The sequence below is a fragment of the Neisseria shayeganii genome, assembly GCF_014054965.1.
GTDB lineage: Bacteria > Pseudomonadota > Gammaproteobacteria > Burkholderiales > Neisseriaceae > Eikenella > Eikenella shayeganii.
Genome location: NZ_CP059567.1, coordinates 2,130,628 through 2,146,553, shown reverse-complemented (window position 1 = coordinate 2,146,553; position 15,926 = coordinate 2,130,628). Strand labels below are relative to the sequence as shown.

Here is a 15,926-nt window from a genome sequence, read left to right as displayed (position 1 = left end):
AACTTATTTTTGAATAAAGTGCGGTAGAGAGTAAAATGCGCAATTCGATTCAATCAAGATTCAGGAAGGAGGGCTAGATGGAGCCCATGATTCTTGTTCCCGTGCTGCTGGTGGTCTTGGGGGTGCTGATTGTGATGCAGCGGCGCCAAAAGCAAGCCGCTGCCGGCAAGCAGGACATTCAGAGTAAAAAAAGCCACCGACCGGGCGTGAAGATGGCCGGGGCAGCCGCTTCTCCTGCCAAGCGAGCGCCTGCGCCTTCTCCAGTTTCTTTTGAAAAAGAGGAAGAAATCCCCGTTCAAGAAGACTGGGGCTGGGATACTTCGTCAAACGAAGTGTTGGAGGGCGAAGTGTTGGCGGTTGCCCAAGAGGTGGATGCACTAACTGAATATAAAGTGTACAAACAGTTTGGCTACCATGAGAAAGCAGCTGAATCACTGATCCATTATCTGCATTCTGAAGTGGACGGTATCACAGACGGCGTGCGCAGTACCTTGGTGAATGAATTGGTACAGCTGTGGCTGGATGCGAAGAAACCCGATAGCTTGGGTGAAACCTTGAGTGAATTTTCGGAGATGTTGACCAAAACCCAATTGGAAGACTACATCAAGCAAGGTTTGGCTATTGATAAAAACAACCTGAATTTGCGTGTGCTGGCGGAAGAAAAGCTGGGCTGGGGTGTACAGCAGACTGCTGCACAGATTGGCGAAAAGAGCGGCTTGGATGCCAATCAGAGCAAAAGCAGTCGTTTTATTCGGCGTAAAGAAGCGGAGGTGCGGGCAGAGCCAGCCGCTGCGGTTGTCCGCCCGCGTAAGGATTTGGTAACCAATCCCGAGCAGCCCAATCATTTATTGGTGCGCGATGAAGAGAAAACTGCATTGATGGGCTTTATGAAGCCTGAATTGGGTTATCGCTTGATGAAAGACCGTTTGGCTTATGATGCAGCGGTCGGCTATGCCAACAAAGCCATCCGCCAGGCAGACAAGCCGGCTGCATTGATTATTGATGCGCTGAGTCTGGATTATAAAAACCGCAATATTGAACATTTTGCTCAACATTTGTGGCGCCTGTACTACACCTTAGGTCAATATGGCCGCCAGGTGAAGGAGCGTATGTTGGGCTGGGGTTTGAATTTGGGGGATCACGAGATCTTTTCCCAATTAGAAGCCAATCCAAATGAGGCCCAGCTGCGCGATATCGGTATTGAACACGGTTTTTTGGAGCGTGGTACCAGTATCAATAAAGCGCATCGCAAGGCATTGATTCAAATCAGAACCGATTCGGTGGGGGTGCTTCAATCTCCGGCTGAAAAAGCATTGAAGGATGTCGAATCTTTGCTGATGTACGGTCAGTTGGACGAGGCGATGACGGTATTGGAAGATTCCATCATCCAATATCCTGATGAATCGCAACTGTATATTACCCTGTTCGATATTTGTGAGCGGGCAGAGGAGTGGGAGCGTTTGGAGCAGGTATTGCATAAAATCCGTGCCAATGTCCAAAACCCGCCGGAAGAAGTGGTGCTGGCCATGAGCCAACTGTTGCAAAAAATCAATTATGGTTCTGTTCGGGCGTAATCCATGGATAACAATAATACAATCCCCAAAGTCAAAACGGTTCATATCATGTTGTTGGGCATGGATGACCGTCAATATGCCATGTTCCGCATGGCGTTCAAAATGCACGGTACCACCAATTATGAATTGGTAACTGAAGAGCAGGGTATCCCGCCGCAGCTGGTATTGGTAGATGCAGACCATGCGCCAGAGACGTGGGTCGCGGCAAAGGAGCGGTTTGCCCAAGCTAAGGTGGTTTATTTTTCGGCCACGCCGCCGAATACCACCGCCCCTTATCTGGCCAAACCGATTAAATTTGATACCTTGTTTTTGAATTTGAAAAACTTGCAGCAAGGTAACGGTATTTGGATTGCCCGTGCCGGCGCTCAGGCGGTGGAAGAGCCTGCCGCCGTACCGGCACCGAAAGCCGAAACCACCCAGCGGATTGAGCATTTCAATCCTGCTGACGGTTTGTTGGGGATGGTTAGGAAGGCTGCACGCCAAGAGAATGACGTTGCGGTGCTTCATGGCGGCAAACCTGTATTGCTGGTATTTCCTTCGATACAGAAGGTGCTGTTGGCAGCCGATTCAGCAGCGTTAAAAGCTTTGTGCGAACAAAAGTTTGTGGATTTGACTATGCGGCCGGTGGCCGAGGAGCATCTGAAAAACAAAGCCAAACTATCGGTGCAATCTTGTTTGTGGCAGCTGGCGGTTTGGACCGGCAACGGACGCTTCCCAAGCGGCATTGATGCCCATACGGTTTTCAAAATGAAGAGCTGGCCGAATCTCACCCGTTTGGCACCTCTGGCCGAATCGATGCGCTTGTCTGCTTTCCTAACCAAAACATCATCCAGCTTGACCATGTTGCACCGTTTGATGTCGATAGACAGCAAAGATTTGGCCGATTACTTGGCCGCAACCTATGTAACGGGTTACCTGATGGTGGATACGGATTCCGCGGCGGCGCATACCCATGCAGCCGGCACTGCTTCCCGTTCCGCAGCACCCGCTGCAGACTCCCCGCAGACACAGACAGAGGCCAAACCGGCAGAAGTGCCGAAACAGCGCGGCTTGCTGCAACGATTAATGAATAAGATTATTGGCCGATAAGGGAATAACACAATGGCAGAAAACAAGATTATCTTTACAGGCCCCGTAGGGGTAGGCAAAACAACGGCAATTGCCGCCCTGTCCGACGACCCGCCCATCAAAACCGATGCGCGTGCCTCAGACATGACCACTTCCATGAAAAGCCATACCACGGTGGCCATGGATTACGGCGTGATTCATTTGGACGAAAATACCAAGGTGCACCTCTACGGCACGCCGGGCCAAGAGCGTTTCGATTTTATGTGGGACATTCTCAGCCAAGGCAGCATGGGTTTGGTGCTGCTCCTGGACAATACCCGTGCCAATCCCTTAAAAGACCTCAAATTCTTCCTCGATTCTTTTCAGGATCTGTTGAAAACCGCCCCGGTTGTGGTGGGCGTGACCAAGATGGATTTGAAAGCCTCGCCCGAAGTAGAGGTGTATCAAAAATATTTGGCCCAGCACAATATGAACGTACCGGTATTTGAAGTGGATGCCCGTAATGAAAACGATGTCAAACAGCTGGTTACCGCCATGCTGTATTCAATCGATCCCGGTTTAGAGGTGTGAGTATGGATTCGACATTGCTGCTGCAACCCAATTTATATCCGAAAGTGACCCCGGCGGGTGCCTACTACGCGGTATCCAACAAAGGCCAAAGTGCCAGTCGTACTTTGTTGGGCAGTATTTTGCAGGCGGGTGAGGAGGAAACCGTCAATCAGGAAAACGTGATGCGCTGGGCGCAAACCGACGATTTGGACACTGCCCTCAACCTGCTGTACCGTATGCAGCGTTTGGAGTTTCTCTACGGTGAAGACGAACCCGAACAGAAAACCGACTTGTTAAGCGGTACCGGCCTGCCCAATATCTTGATGCATTTGTCAGACGTACAAAAAGCCCTGCTGGTAGACCAAGACGGCTTTTATTTCTCCAGTTCCGGTTTCAACCATGAGGCAGCCGAAGAAATTGCTGTTTTGGCCAGCGAAGCCGTTCGTCTTTACGAGCGCCACAGCCTGTTGATCAAAAACAACCTCAATATCTACCATAATGCAGTGGGCATTTGTGATCCGTCCGGCCAGAGCGAGCTGTCCTTCTTCCCGCTCTATATCGGCGATTTGAAGTTTATTCTGGTCACCGGCGGCGTACCACAGCTGCATAAAGACGAATTTGTCTCCTTGGTACGCGCCTTATATCAAATTGTGGATTCCGCAGCGCAAGCGGATACCTTCTGAAATTAAACAATTCATCGGGAAATCAAAAATATGCAACAACAACTCGTTTCTTCTGTTTTGAGCGATTTACACAGCTCCTCCGTAGACATCACCGCATCCGCCGTTATTTCCAGCGACGGCTTGCCGATTGCCTCCCTGCTGCAATCCAATATCGATCCCGACCGTGTCGGCGCCATGTCCGCCGCCCTGTTGGCTTTGGGCAACCGCACCACCAAAGAGCTGAAATGCGGCGAGCTGGAACAGGTGATTGTGAAAGGCAACGACGGCTATATTTTGTTGATTCAAGCCGGCGAAGACACCGTATTGGTGGTGACTGCCCGCGAAAGCGCCAAGCTGGGCCTGATCCTGTTGGATGCCCGCCGCGCCGCCCGCAGCATCCTCGATTTGGAAGCCTAATCGCAAACGAACGCTTCCCGCTGAATGTGCCGCCAGGCATGGGCAGTCGGAATAGAGGCTACCTGAAAGGCAAACGGCCCGGCCGTTGTTTTTCAGGTAGCCTTTGATATTGGAAAACCCTGCTACAATACCGCCCGTTTTGAAGCGAATGATTGACGGAAAATACCATGTTCGGACTATTCAAGAAAAAGAAAAAACCGGAAGAGCCGGCCTCGTTGCCTGTTGAAGAAGCGGTCTCCCAGCCGGCCGAGCCGGCTGCTGAAGCCGAGGCAGCACCTGAAGCGGTGTCTGCTGATGAAATGCAGCTCCAGCCGGCAACGCAAAGCGAGACGCCGGAGCCGATGCGCGTATCGGCAGCACCGGCTGAGGCCGATTTATCGGGCTCCGCCGATCAGCCGGCCGCCGCATTGCCAGTTGCTGCGGCCCAGCCGGCAGAACTGCCTGAGCCTACTCTGCCCACCGCAACGGTCGCAACACCGGTGGCAGAGCCCACCCCCGCTTTAGGCTGGGCGGCCCGTTTGAAACAGGGTTTGAGCAAGTCGCGTAATCAAATGGCCAAATCGCTGGCCGGCGTGTTCGGTGGCGGCCAGATTGACGAAGACCTGTATGAAGAGCTGGAAACCGTGCTGCTCACCGCCGACATGGGCATTGAAGCCACCGAGCAGCTGATGGCCGAAGTGCGCAAACGGGTGAGTCTGCGCGGCCTGAAAGACGGGCAGGAACTGCGCAGCGCCCTGAAAGAAGCGATTTACGATTTGATCAAACCGCTGGAAGCCCCCCTGAGGCTACCTGAAAGCGGCGGGCCGTTTGTCATCATGCTGGCCGGCATCAACGGCGCGGGCAAAACCACCTCCATCGGCAAACTGGCCAAATATTTCCAATCGCAAGGCAAATCCGTGCTGCTGGCTGCAGGCGACACCTTCCGCGCCGCCGCCCGCGAGCAGCTTCAGGAATGGGGCGCGCGCAACGGCGTTACCGTGATCTCCCAAGCCTCGGGCGACTCTGCCGCCGTGTGTTTCGATGCGGTAGAGGCAGCCAAGGCGCGCGGCATCGATATCGTGTTGGCCGACACCGCCGGCCGCCTGCCCACCCAATTGCACTTGATGGAAGAAATCAAAAAAGTGAAGCGGGTACTGCAAAAATCCATGCCCGAGGCGCCGCACGAAATCATTGTGGTATTGGATGCCAATATCGGCCAAAACGCGGTCAATCAAGTGATTGCTTTCGACGAAGCCTTAGGTTTGACCGGCCTGATTGTGACCAAGCTCGACGGCACCGCCAAAGGCGGCGTGCTGGCGGCCTTGGCCAGCCGCCGGCCGGTGCCGGTGCGCTACATCGGCGTGGGCGAGGGCATCGACGATTTGCGCCCCTTCCATGCACACGATTTTGTGGATGCGCTGTTGGATTGAGACGGTGTGAAACCCCGATGTGGAAAGGCTACCTGAAAGCATTTCAGGTAGCCTTTTTGTGGTGGTGCCGGAGGGAGAAGTCAGCCGGCCCCGTATAGTTGGAGACCTTTGCAAAACCCCCATCTGCGGTGCATTTCTGCGTTGTGCGTTTATGCCCTATGGGTACTGCTCACTCACTTGCCTATCTAGATGATATGAGACCTTTGCAAAACCCCCATCTGCGGCGCATTTCTGCGTTGTGCGCTGCTCGCTCGCTTGCCTATCTATATGATATGTCTTCGCTCGCTGCGCTGCTACGCCTTGAACTGCATCCACATCTGGGGGTTTTGCAAAGGTCTCGATATGTCTGTCCCACGGGGATTCCTGGCGTTCACGTTCGCTGCGCTGCTACGCCTTGAACTGCATCCACATCTGAGAGTTTTGCAAAGAGCTCAGGCTACCTGAAAACCCCATCATGGACTGGGCTTGGTTTAAGCGCTTGCCTGCAAATGCATCCGCATCACGCCGCGCACGGCGTTGGCGGCCACGATTTCGTCGGCCTGCATCAGCGTGCGGCGGGTCATCAAGCCTTCCTGCACGCTGTCGGTGTCGGCGCCCAGATGGGTTTCGGGGTCGGCCAGTATCCGCTGCCGCATCACGCTGTCGAGGATGTCCAGCGACAGCGGCGGGGTGTACCAGATGCTGCCGAAGCGCACGAAGATGCTGCTGCGGCCGCCTTCGAGCAGGTGGCCGTCTTCGTTGAACAGCAGGCTGTCGAAGGCGTCTTGGGCTTCGGCCTGTTGCCAGGCTTGGTCGAACAGGCGGCGGCGGCTGGTTTTGAACCGGCGCAGAAAGTCGTGCCGCGGCAGGCTGAGGGGGCTGAGGATGAGGTAAGGGGAGATGGCCGGCAATTCGTGCAGCGGCCGGAGGCTGAGTTCGGCGCGGCCGTCGGGGCAGTATTCGAGGCGCAGCAGGGCGGGGCGGTGGTCGGCCGCGGCCTGTTCGGCGATGTGCTGCCAGAGTGCTTCATCGGGCGGCGGGAAACGCAGGATGTCGGCGCTGTGCTGCAGGCGGCGGCGGTGCAGGGGCAGCAGCGGGCAGGCGCCGTGTTCGAGGCGCATGCTTTCGATGAGGGAAAAATCGGGCGGCAGGCTACTGAGAAAACGGGCTTTCCAGCCGCATTCGCGGTACTCGTCCTCGGCTTGGCTGTCGGTTACGATGCCGCTGCCAACGCCGAAAACGCCGCGGTAGCGGTTGCTGTCGGGCAGCGGGTTGAGCAGCAAGGTGCGGATGGCCACGTTGAGGGTGCCGTGAAAGCCGAGGCCGCCGGGACAGGGTTTCAGGTAGCCTATGCTGCCGGTGTAGAGGTGGCGCGGGCTGCTTTCGAGTTGGCGGATTTTTTCCAGGCTCATGTGTTTGGGTGCGCCGGTGATGGAGCCGCAGGGGAAGGTGGCGCGCAGGAGCTGGGCGGCGGTGGTGCCGGGGCGGGGCAGGGCGCGGATGCGGCTGGTCATCTGCCACACTTGGCCGAAGGGCCGTACGGTGAAAACTTCGGGCACGCTCACGCCGCCGGTGACGGCGATGCGGCCGAGGTCGTTGCGCAGTAAATCGACAATCATCACGTTTTCGGCGCGGTTTTTCGGGTCGAGGCGCAGGGCTTCGGCGCGTTCGGCGTCGCCTTCGTCGCCCAAAAGCGGAGCGGTGCCTTTCATCGGTTCGGTTTCCACGCTGCCGTCTTCGCCGATGCGCAGAAACAGTTCGGGCGAGAGGCAGAGCGTCCATTGGTGGGCTTCTTCAGGCAGTTTGGCGAGGAAGCCGTAGGGCACGGGCTGGCGTTGGCGCAGACGGCGGTAGAGGGCGGCGGGGCTGCCGTAGCTTTCGCTGTGCAGGCGGGTGGTGTAATTGATTTGATACACCTCGCCGTGGGCAATGGCGGCTTGGATGTCGGCAATGTGTTTCAGGTAGCCGGTTTCGTCGGTGTCGGCGGCGAGGGCGCAGAGGCCGGCGCTGTCGTCGGTGCTGTAGGCAGCCAGCCAATGGTTGAGCGCCTCGGGGTCGAGCAGGCTTTCTTCGGCAAACCAGTGGATGCCGGCGCTGCTGGGGGTGTGGCCCGGTTCGGGGTAATGCAGGGCGTGGCCGAATTCGTAGGGCAGGCAGAGGCAGACGTGCCAGCCTTGTGCCCAGCCTGCTTGCAGTTCGGCATCGAGGCGGTCGAGTTGGTCGGGGCTCAGGCGCAGGCTGCGGCGGTGCTGGGTGAGCAGGCGGGCCTGCCCGCTGTGGGCGTCGTCAAATAGGGCAAAATAAGGCATAGCGGGCGGTGGGGGAGTCGGGACGGCGCGGATTGTAGCACGGCGTGCATCGGGGCTGTTTGTGCCGTGGGTGCACAGTTAGAATAGGTTAAATCTCTGCCGGGTCATGGTTTTCAGGTAGCCTGAAACGCGGGGCTCGGGCTATGATGGCGCGGATTTTCAACAGTGCAACTCAGGAGAAACATGATGTTTTGGCAGCATTCAGTCAGCCGGGCGGCCGTGGCGGCCGCACTGGCCATGTGTACCCAGGCGGCATGGGCGGATTCGGTGCATCAGGTTTGCCAGCGCTATCTGCAGAGCGAGCCGGAGGAGCGGCAGGTGTCCGCACCCCCTTCGGCGGCCGCCATCCGCCACATTGAGGTGGCGCAGGTGCGCTCTGCCCTGAGGACGGCCGAAAAAATGATGCCGGCCACGGCGCCTGCTGCGATTGCCCCTGAAGCGGCGCCTATGCCGCGGCAAAACACCGAACGCTACGGCCATCAAGCAGCCAATCCGGTGCACAGCACGGCCGAACAGGCAGTGTCCACCTTCAGCATTGACGTGGACACCGGCAGCTATGCCAATGTACGCCGCTTTCTCACCCGCGAAAACCGCCTGCCGCCGGCCGATGCGGTGCGCATCGAGGAGCTGATCAATTATTTCGATTATGGCTATGCGCCGCCGCGCGACGGCAAGCCGTTTGCCGTGCACACCGAAGTGGCCGACTCGCCTTTCCGCAGCCAAGCCAAGCTGTTGCGCATCGGCATTCAGGCTAAGGAGATGAGTACCGCCGCCCTGCCGCCGGCCAATTTGGTGTTTTTGGTGGATGTATCCGGCTCCATGATGAGCCAAGACAAGCTGCCGCTGGTGAAATACACCCTGTGCACGCTGGCGCACCAAACCCGCGCCCAAGACCGCGTCACCCTGATTACCTATGCCGACGGCAACCGCGTGGTGCTGCCCGCCACGCCCGGCAACCAGCGGCAGAAAATCCTCAATGCGCTGGACAGCCTGAAAGCGGGCGGCGCCACCGCCGGCGAAAACGCCATGCAGCAGGCCTACCGCGAAGCGCAGCGCGGCCATGTGCGCCACGGCATCAACCGCATTCTGCTGGCCACCGACGGCGACTTTAACGTGGGCATCACTGACTTCGAAACCCTCAAAAGCATGGTGGCCGAAAAACGGCGCGGCGGCGTATCGCTCACCACCTTGGGCTTCGGTACCGGCAACTACAACGAGCACCTGATGGAGCAGCTGGCGGACGCCGGCGATGGCAACTACAGCTACATCGACGGCCCCGAAGAAGCGCGCAAAGTATTGCAGCGCCAGCTTTCCTCCACCCTCGCCACCGTGGCGCAAGACGTTAAAGTGCAGGTGGAATTCAATCCCGCCACGGTGAAAGAATACCGCCTGATCGGCTATGAAAACCGCATGCTGGCGCGCGAAGATTTCAACAACGACCAAGTGGATGCCGGTGACATCGGCGCCGGCCACAATGTGACCGCGCTGTATGAAATCATTCCCGTCGGGGCCGAAGGTTGGTTGCCGGAGCGCCGCTATCAGAACACGCCCGCCGCCGAGGGCAAGGCCGGCGAATACGCCTTCATCCGCCTGCGCTACAAACTGCCCGGCCAAAGCGAAAGTCTGCTGATCCACCAGCCGGTGGCGGTGGGCAGCGTGCCGTTGGCCCGGAGCAGCAACGCCACCCGTCAAGCCGCGGCCGCAGCCGCTTACGGCGAACTACTGCGCGGCGGCAAATACAGCGGCGCAGCCGGCTGGCCGCAAACCCTGTCTTTGGCCAAATCCGCCCAATCGCCCGACCGCTACGGCCTGCGCCGCCAATTCGTGGGCCTGATCGAAAAAGCACAGTCGCTCAGCAGCCGTCGGCCGCAGGAATAGGCTGAGATGATGAAGTAGGCTGAGCCCTTTGCACAACCCCACGCCAACAAACAGCCGGAACACCCTCTATCATGTTCCGGCTCTTTTGCTTAAAAAGCAGGTAAGCCACCTCTAAAGCTCCCTTAAAGTGCTTAATCATTAGGCGCTTCCTGCCTGTTTAGGCAGCCATAGGCACACTGAGCCTGTTGCCGCCTTCAGTAGGTTCACACACATCGCTTTCAAGTGGCTTTCTTCGGGCCACCTTCTGTAAACCAAAGTACGGGCACGGTCATAGCCGAATTTACGGCGCAGCGAACCGAAGCTTTGTTCTACCGCATAGCGCACCTTGGCCAACCGACCGTTGCTCACTCTCTCCTCTCGTAACGGACAGCCGCGGTGTGCTGTTTGCATGATGCCGTCTTTCAATCCCCGTTCTGCCAAACCTTGCCGGTTTGCTTGGCTGTCGTAGCCTTTATCCGCATAGACGGTTGAGTCTTTGGCTATGCCTGCCAACAAGGGGTAGCATATGTTTGCATTCATGGGCATTGGCCGGTGTGACGTGCAATTTCTCAATATACCCTTCCGCAGCAGACACGCAGTATATTGATTTCTTATTCGTATATATATAATCTTTTTGTTGGTAAATCATTTCCCAATAAGAAATCATGGATACCTTATTCAGCCTAAAAGTTTTCCGGCAAGTGGTGGAAAGCGGCAGCTTCACGCAGGCCGCCGAACGCTTGGGCATTTCCAATGCCATGGCCAGCAAGCATATCCGCCATTTGGAACACTCCCTGCACAGCAAACTTTTGCACCGCAACAGCCGCAGACTGCACCTGACCGAAGCCGGCGAAGCGTATTACCGGCAGTGCTGCTATGCCCTGGACACCTTGGAAACGGCGGCACGGCAAGCCGCCGGCGTCGCAGAAAAACCGCAGGGCATATTACGCCTGACCATGCCCCAATGGTTTGCCAATCCCCGATTCAGCCGTTGGTTACATGAATACCGTCAGTTCTACCCGGCCGTGGCGCTGGATTTGGTGCTGAGCAACCGCCATACCGACCTGATTGCCGACGGTTTCGACCTCGCTTTACGCGTTTCCAACGATCCCAGCCCTTCTTTGATTGTGCGCCCCTTGGCCGACATCGCGTTTCTTCTGTTGGCCGCCCCCGATTACCTCCGCCACAACGGCTGGCCGCAAACCCCCGAGGAAGTGGCGCAACACCCTGCCATTTTGCCCTCCTACACCGACATGAGCCGGGTGGAAATCCGGCACAAAAACAGCAGCCGCAGCTGTTTGCTGAAATTGCACTCTTCGGTTCACAGCGACAGCACGCTGATGATCGGCAGCCTGATTCGGGCCGGCTGCGGCATCGGTTTCCAACCCGAATGGTGTGCCTGCGAAGACTTGGCCGCCGGCAGGGTCGTCCAACTGTTGCCCGACTACCGGATCACCACGGTCAAACTTTATGCCGCCTATGTAGACCGCACTTTCCTCAGCGCCAAAGTCAGAAGCTTTATCGACTTTTTGGAAGCGAAAATCCGCGACAACACTGCAGAAAACGGTTGAGGCTACCTGAAAAGCAGATGGGTTTTTCAGGTAGCCTCAACCGTTCCACACAGTGTCAATCATGATGGTGGTGCGGCGGTGTCGAAGATTCGGGCAGGCCGCACAACACACCGTCCTCATGCCCGTGCGCCTCGCTTTCCACCTGAATATTGGTGTGCGTGATGTTCAGCGACCGCAGCCGCTCCGCCAAACGGCCCTGCAAATCGGTGATCTGCGCCACGGTCAGGCTTTCGTCCACCACCAAATGGCACGACAGGGCATGGACCGTGCTGTCGATGCTCCAAATGTGTACATCATGCACCGAGCGTACCCAAGCCTCAGCCTGCAAGATCGACAACGCCTCAGCCATGTCCGCTTCCGGGCTGGCCTCCATCAACACCCGCCAAGCCTGACGGACGGTTGACCAACCGCCGCGCACAATCAGCAGCGCCACCAGCAAACTACTGAGCGCATCCGCCCACAGCCAGCCCCAAGTCATCATCAATACCGCCGCCGCAATCGCCGCCAGCGAGCCGAGCAAATCGCCCAAAACATGCAGATAAGCGGCTTTCATATTCAGATTGTGGCCGACATCGCCGCTGCGATGCATATACCAAGCCACAAAGATATTGACCGCCAAGCCTGCGGCAGCGATCACCAGCATTTCCAGCGAGGCCACCGGCTGCGGCGACATCAGCCGCCACAGCGCCTCGTAACAAATATAGGCGGCAATCGCCAGCAGGGTCAGCCCGTTGAAAAAGGCGGCCAGAATCTCCAAGCGCTTAAAGCCGAAAGTGTGCCGTGGCGTGCTGCCTTTGCGCCCCCACGCCACGGCCAATAAAGCCAGCAGCAAAGATGCCGCATCGCCGAGCATATGGCCGGCATCCGACAACAGGGCCAAGCTGTTCGACCACAGTCCGCCGATGAATTCGACCAGCATAAAGCCGGCAATCAGAACAAAGCTGACCGCCAGCGTGCGCAAATTATCATGCTGGGGGTGGCCGTGGGCATGGCCGGAATGGGAATGCGAATGGGCAGACATCATGCGCTCCGGAAACATCACACACGGCTTATGGTACGGCAACGGCCCGTGCGCCGTCAATCAGACAGACGTAAAAAAGCCGCCGGCGGCGGGAAAGCGCGGCAGGCGGCTTGGCTATGTTTTCAGGTAGCCTGAGACCTGTGTTCAGGCGGCATCCACGGAACCGCTGTTTTGGTACAGCGTAAACAAAGGCACGTCGGCTGCACGGATTTTGCTGCCGCCGGGCAAATCGGTAAATTCCAAAATCGCAGCCGCCTCCACCACCTGCCCGCCGAGTTTGCGGATCAGATTGACACCGGCCAGCATGGTGCCGCCGGTGGCCACCAAATCGTCCACCAACAGCACGCGGTCGTTGGTGTGGATGGCGTCGGTATGGATTTCCACCGTGGCCTCGCCGTATTCCAGCGCATAACTCTGTTCCACGGTTTCATACGGCAATTTGCCTTTTTTGCGGATGGGCACAAAGCCCACATTGAGCTGGTAGGCCAAAGCGGCGCCGATAATAAAACCGCGCGCGTCCAAACCCGCCACCACATTGATGTCCTGATTCATATAACGGTAGGTCAGCAAATCCACCAGCAGGCGGAAATACTCCGGGCTCTGCAACACAGGCGTGATGTCGTGGAACAAAATGCCGTTTTGCGGCCAATGCGGAATTTTGCGGATTTTCTGCGCCAACATTTCAACAGTCATGACTTCGGGATGGAACAGCATAGCGGTAGCCTCTTTCAGGTAGCCTGCGGACGAAAACAAAGCGCGCAATATAGCACAAAAAGCCGCCGCCACACCCCGCCCAAGCCGAATTTGGTTACAATCGGCCTTCCTGCGTGTACAGAATATTCGTGTCATGGAAAACGTCCGCCCCAGCAGCACCGCCCCCGATTTAAACGACTACCGTGCCTGGTTCGCACCCTATGCCGCAAGGCAAAGCGAAACCGAACGGCAGATGCTACAGCGGGCGTTGGCGCTGGCCGAACAGCATTACCCGCCCGAAGCGCGCACCCACGCCGGCGAGCCGCTGCTGGCCAGCGTGATGGGCGCCGCACAAATGGTGGCCGAAATGGACCTGCTGCCCGAAGCCGTGGCCGCCACCCTGCTTACCGACATCTCCTCCTATTGCGCCGACTGGTCGCTTCAGGTAGCCGAACAATGCGGCGAAACCGTGTGCGGCCTGGTGCGCGGCATCGACGAAGTGCAGAAACTCACCCACTTCGCTCGCATCGACCAACTCGGCACCCCCGAAGAACGCGCGCGGCAAGCCGAAGCCATGCGTAAAATGCTGCTGGCCATGGTCAACGACATCCGCGTGGTGCTGATCAAACTCGCCCTGCGCACCCGCACCATGCAGTTTGTCGGCAGCACGCCCGACAGCCCCGAAAAGCGTGCCTTGGCCAAAGAAACGCTGGATATTTTCGCCCCGCTGGCCAACCGCCTCGGCGTGTGGCAGCTCAAATGGCAGCTCGAAGACCTCGGCTTCCGCCACTACCGCCCCGAAGAATACAAACGCATCGCCCGCCTGCTCGACGAAAAACGCGAAGAACGCCTGCAATACATCGCCGACTTCCTCCAACAGCTGCGCAGCGAGCTCGAGTGCTACGGCATCCGCCACTACGACGTGGCCGGCCGCCCGAAACACATCTACTCCATCTACCGCAAGATGGAAAAGAAAAAACTTGATTTCGACGGCCTCTACGACATCCGCGCCGTGCGCATTCTGATGGACAGCATTCCCGAGTGCTACACCACACTCGGCCTGGTGCACAGCCTGTGGCAACCCGTGCCCGGCGAATTCGACGACTACATCGCCAATCCCAAAGGCAACGGCTACAAAAGCCTGCATACCGTCATCGTCGGCCCCGAAGACAAAGGCGTGGAAGTGCAAATCCGCACCTTTGAAATGCACCAATTCAACGAATTCGGCGTCGCCGCCCACTGGCGCTACAAAGAAGGCGGCAAGGGCGACGCCGCCTACGAGCAGAAAATCGCCTGGCTGCGCCAGCTGCTCGACTGGCGCGAAAACATGGCCGAAAGCGGCAAGGAAGACCTCGCCGCCGCCTTCCAAACCGAGCTGTTCAACGACACCATCTACGTGCTCACTCCGCACGGCAAAGTGCTTTCCTTGCCCGCCGGTGCCACTCCCATCGATTTCGCCTACGCCCTGCACAGCAGCCTCGGCGACCGCTGCCGCGGCGCCAAAGTGGACGGCCAAATCGTGCCGCTGTCCACCCCGCTGGAAAACGGCCAGCGCGTGGAAATCATCGCCGCCAAAGACGGCACACCCTCCGTCAACTGGCTGTATGAAGGCTGGGTGAAAAGCAACCGCGCCATCAGCAAAATCCGCGCCTACATCCGCCAGCAAAACGCCGAAAGCATCCGCGAACAAGGCCGCCTGCAGCTCGACAAAACCCTAGCCAAAATCCAGCCCAAACCCAATTTGCAGGCATTGAGCGAAAAAGTCGGCTACAAAAAACCCGACGAGCTCTACACCGCCATCGCCCAAGGCGAAGTGACGCCGCGCGCCATCCAGAAAGCCTGCGGCCTGCTCAATGAGCCGCCGCCCGCTCCAGTGAGCGAACACAGCATCGTCAAGCGCTCCAAAATCAAAGCCGGCAACAAAAACGGCATCCTCATCGACGGCGAAGACGGCCTGCTCACCACCTTGGCCAAATGCTGCAAACCCGCCCCGCCCGACGACATCGTCGGCTTCGTCACCCGCGGCCGCGGCATTTCCGTGCACCGCAGCAGCTGTTCGGCCTTCCGCCACTTGGCCGCCCAAGCGCCCGATAAGGTCTTGGCCGCTGCTTGGGCCGGCCTGCAGGAAGGCCAAGTGTTTGCCGTCGATATCGAAATCCGCGCCCAAGACCGCGGCGGCCTGCTGCGCGACGTTTCCGAGGCCCTCGCCCGCCACAAACTCAACGTGACCGCGGTACAAACCCAATCGCGCGACCTCGAGGCCAGCATGCGCTTCACCCTGGAAGTGCGCCAAGTCAACGATCTGCCGCGTGTGCTGGCCAGCCTGGCCGAAGTGAAAGGCGTGATGAGCGTGTCCCGCCTTTAATGCCCGAAGCAAGGCCCTCAGCTCGCGCCCGTCCTCCTTTCAGGTAGCCTTTGCCGTCTCCATCCGATTACTTGAAGAAATCGCCCATGCCCGGCGGCAAACCCATGCCTTGGGTAACTTGCGCCATGTGCGCCTGAGTGGCGCCTTCCACCTTGCGCGCAGCATCGTTGAAAGCGGCAGCGATCAGGTCTTCCAGCATTTCTTTATCGGAAACGGCATCGGCAGCCAAAGCGTCGTCGATGTGGATGCGTTTGATCTGGTGGTGGCAGGTGAGGGTGATTTTCACCATGCCGCCGCCGGCTTCGCCTTCCACTTCGATATTGGCCAATTCGGCTTGCGCCTGTTTCATTTTTTCCTGCATTTTTTGCGCCTGCTGCATCAGGCCGCCCAGTCCGGCTTTGCCAAACATATGCTGACTCCTATGGATGTTGAATGGAATAAATAATGGGGAA

The 15,926-nt window shown here is 57.9% G+C and carries 15 protein-coding genes; 10 read left to right on the top strand and 5 right to left on the bottom strand.

Annotated elements, in window-relative coordinates; translation table 11 throughout:
- The first annotated feature begins 77 nt into the window (after nt 1-77).
- The 7 genes from H3L94_RS10580 (at nt 78) to H3L94_RS10550 (ending at nt 6,077) form a co-directional block, all read left to right on the top strand.
- On the top strand, nt 78-1,574 hold the full coding sequence (locus tag H3L94_RS10580; protein WP_244958755.1) for a hypothetical protein: 1,497 nt from the start codon (nt 78-80) through the stop codon (nt 1,572-1,574).
- A 3-nt stretch (nt 1,575-1,577) separates the two neighbouring features.
- A complete protein-coding gene (locus H3L94_RS10575; RefSeq protein WP_182121965.1) occupies nt 1,578-2,663 on the top strand; it encodes a hypothetical protein in 1,086 nt (361 codons plus the stop codon).
- 12 nt (nt 2,664-2,675) lie between these two features.
- Nucleotides 2,676-3,212, top strand: coding sequence for a GTP-binding protein (locus H3L94_RS10570; RefSeq protein ID WP_182121964.1), 537 nt, complete (start codon nt 2,676-2,678; stop codon nt 3,210-3,212).
- A 2-nt stretch (nt 3,213-3,214) separates the two neighbouring features.
- On the top strand, nt 3,215-3,874 hold the full coding sequence (locus H3L94_RS10565) for a roadblock/LC7 domain-containing protein (protein ID WP_182121963.1): 660 nt from the start codon (nt 3,215-3,217) through the stop codon (nt 3,872-3,874).
- Nucleotides 3,875-3,904: 30 nt separating this feature from the next.
- Nucleotides 3,905-4,270, top strand: coding sequence for a roadblock/LC7 domain-containing protein (locus tag H3L94_RS10560; RefSeq protein ID WP_009119101.1), 366 nt, complete (start codon nt 3,905-3,907; stop codon nt 4,268-4,270).
- Between the two features lie 167 nt (nt 4,271-4,437).
- Nucleotides 4,438-5,679 (top strand): signal recognition particle-docking protein FtsY, encoded by a 1,242-nt coding sequence (gene ftsY, locus H3L94_RS10555; protein ID WP_182121962.1) that lies wholly within the window; start codon nt 4,438-4,440, stop codon nt 5,677-5,679.
- 203 nt (nt 5,680-5,882) lie between these two features.
- The gene (locus H3L94_RS10550; protein WP_182123164.1) at nt 5,883-6,077 is read left to right on the top strand and encodes a lipoprotein signal peptidase; all 195 of its coding nucleotides are present in this window, start codon (nt 5,883-5,885) and stop codon (nt 6,075-6,077) included.
- 72 nt (nt 6,078-6,149) lie between these two features.
- Here the strand turns inward: H3L94_RS10550 and H3L94_RS10545 are convergent, their stop codons facing one another.
- Complete coding sequence (locus tag H3L94_RS10545) at nt 6,150-7,967, bottom strand: bifunctional chorismate-binding protein/class IV aminotransferase (RefSeq protein ID WP_182121961.1); 1,818 nt, start codon at nt 7,965-7,967, stop codon at nt 6,150-6,152.
- A gap of 186 nt (nt 7,968-8,153) precedes the next feature.
- Between H3L94_RS10545 and H3L94_RS10540 the strand changes: the two genes are divergently transcribed.
- Nucleotides 8,154-9,845 (top strand): vWA domain-containing protein, encoded by a 1,692-nt coding sequence (locus H3L94_RS10540; RefSeq protein ID WP_182123163.1) that lies wholly within the window; start codon nt 8,154-8,156, stop codon nt 9,843-9,845.
- 138 nt (nt 9,846-9,983) lie between these two features.
- Here the strand turns inward: H3L94_RS10540 and H3L94_RS10535 are convergent, their stop codons facing one another.
- Nucleotides 9,984-10,364, bottom strand: a complete 381-nt coding sequence (locus H3L94_RS10535) for a transposase (RefSeq protein WP_182121960.1) — start codon at nt 10,362-10,364, stop codon at nt 9,984-9,986.
- Nucleotides 10,365-10,489: 125 nt separating this feature from the next.
- Here H3L94_RS10535 and H3L94_RS10530 point away from each other — a divergent pair, with 125 nt between their 5' ends.
- Nucleotides 10,490-11,395, top strand: coding sequence for a LysR family transcriptional regulator (locus H3L94_RS10530; RefSeq protein ID WP_182121959.1), 906 nt, complete (start codon nt 10,490-10,492; stop codon nt 11,393-11,395).
- Between the two features lie 55 nt (nt 11,396-11,450).
- Here the strand turns inward: H3L94_RS10530 and H3L94_RS10525 are convergent, their stop codons facing one another.
- Together H3L94_RS10525 and H3L94_RS10520 are read right to left on the bottom strand one after the other, a co-directional pair.
- Nucleotides 11,451-12,416: a cation diffusion facilitator family transporter gene (locus tag H3L94_RS10525; RefSeq protein ID WP_182121958.1), complete on the bottom strand. Its 966-nt coding sequence runs from the start codon at nt 12,414-12,416 to the stop codon at nt 11,451-11,453.
- A gap of 144 nt (nt 12,417-12,560) precedes the next feature.
- On the bottom strand, nt 12,561-13,130 hold the full coding sequence (locus tag H3L94_RS10520) for an adenine phosphoribosyltransferase (protein ID WP_182123162.1): 570 nt from the start codon (nt 13,128-13,130) through the stop codon (nt 12,561-12,563).
- A 133-nt stretch (nt 13,131-13,263) separates the two neighbouring features.
- Between H3L94_RS10520 and H3L94_RS10515 the strand changes: the two genes are divergently transcribed.
- Nucleotides 13,264-15,474, top strand: coding sequence for a RelA/SpoT family protein (locus tag H3L94_RS10515; protein WP_182121957.1), 2,211 nt, complete (start codon nt 13,264-13,266; stop codon nt 15,472-15,474).
- Nucleotides 15,475-15,541: 67 nt separating this feature from the next.
- Here the strand turns inward: H3L94_RS10515 and H3L94_RS10510 are convergent, their stop codons facing one another.
- Nucleotides 15,542-15,883 carry a YbaB/EbfC family nucleoid-associated protein gene (locus H3L94_RS10510; protein WP_009119047.1) on the bottom strand — a complete coding sequence of 114 codons (342 nt, stop codon included), beginning with the start codon at nt 15,881-15,883 and terminating at the stop codon, nt 15,542-15,544.
- Nucleotides 15,884-15,926: the final 43 nt, after the last annotated feature.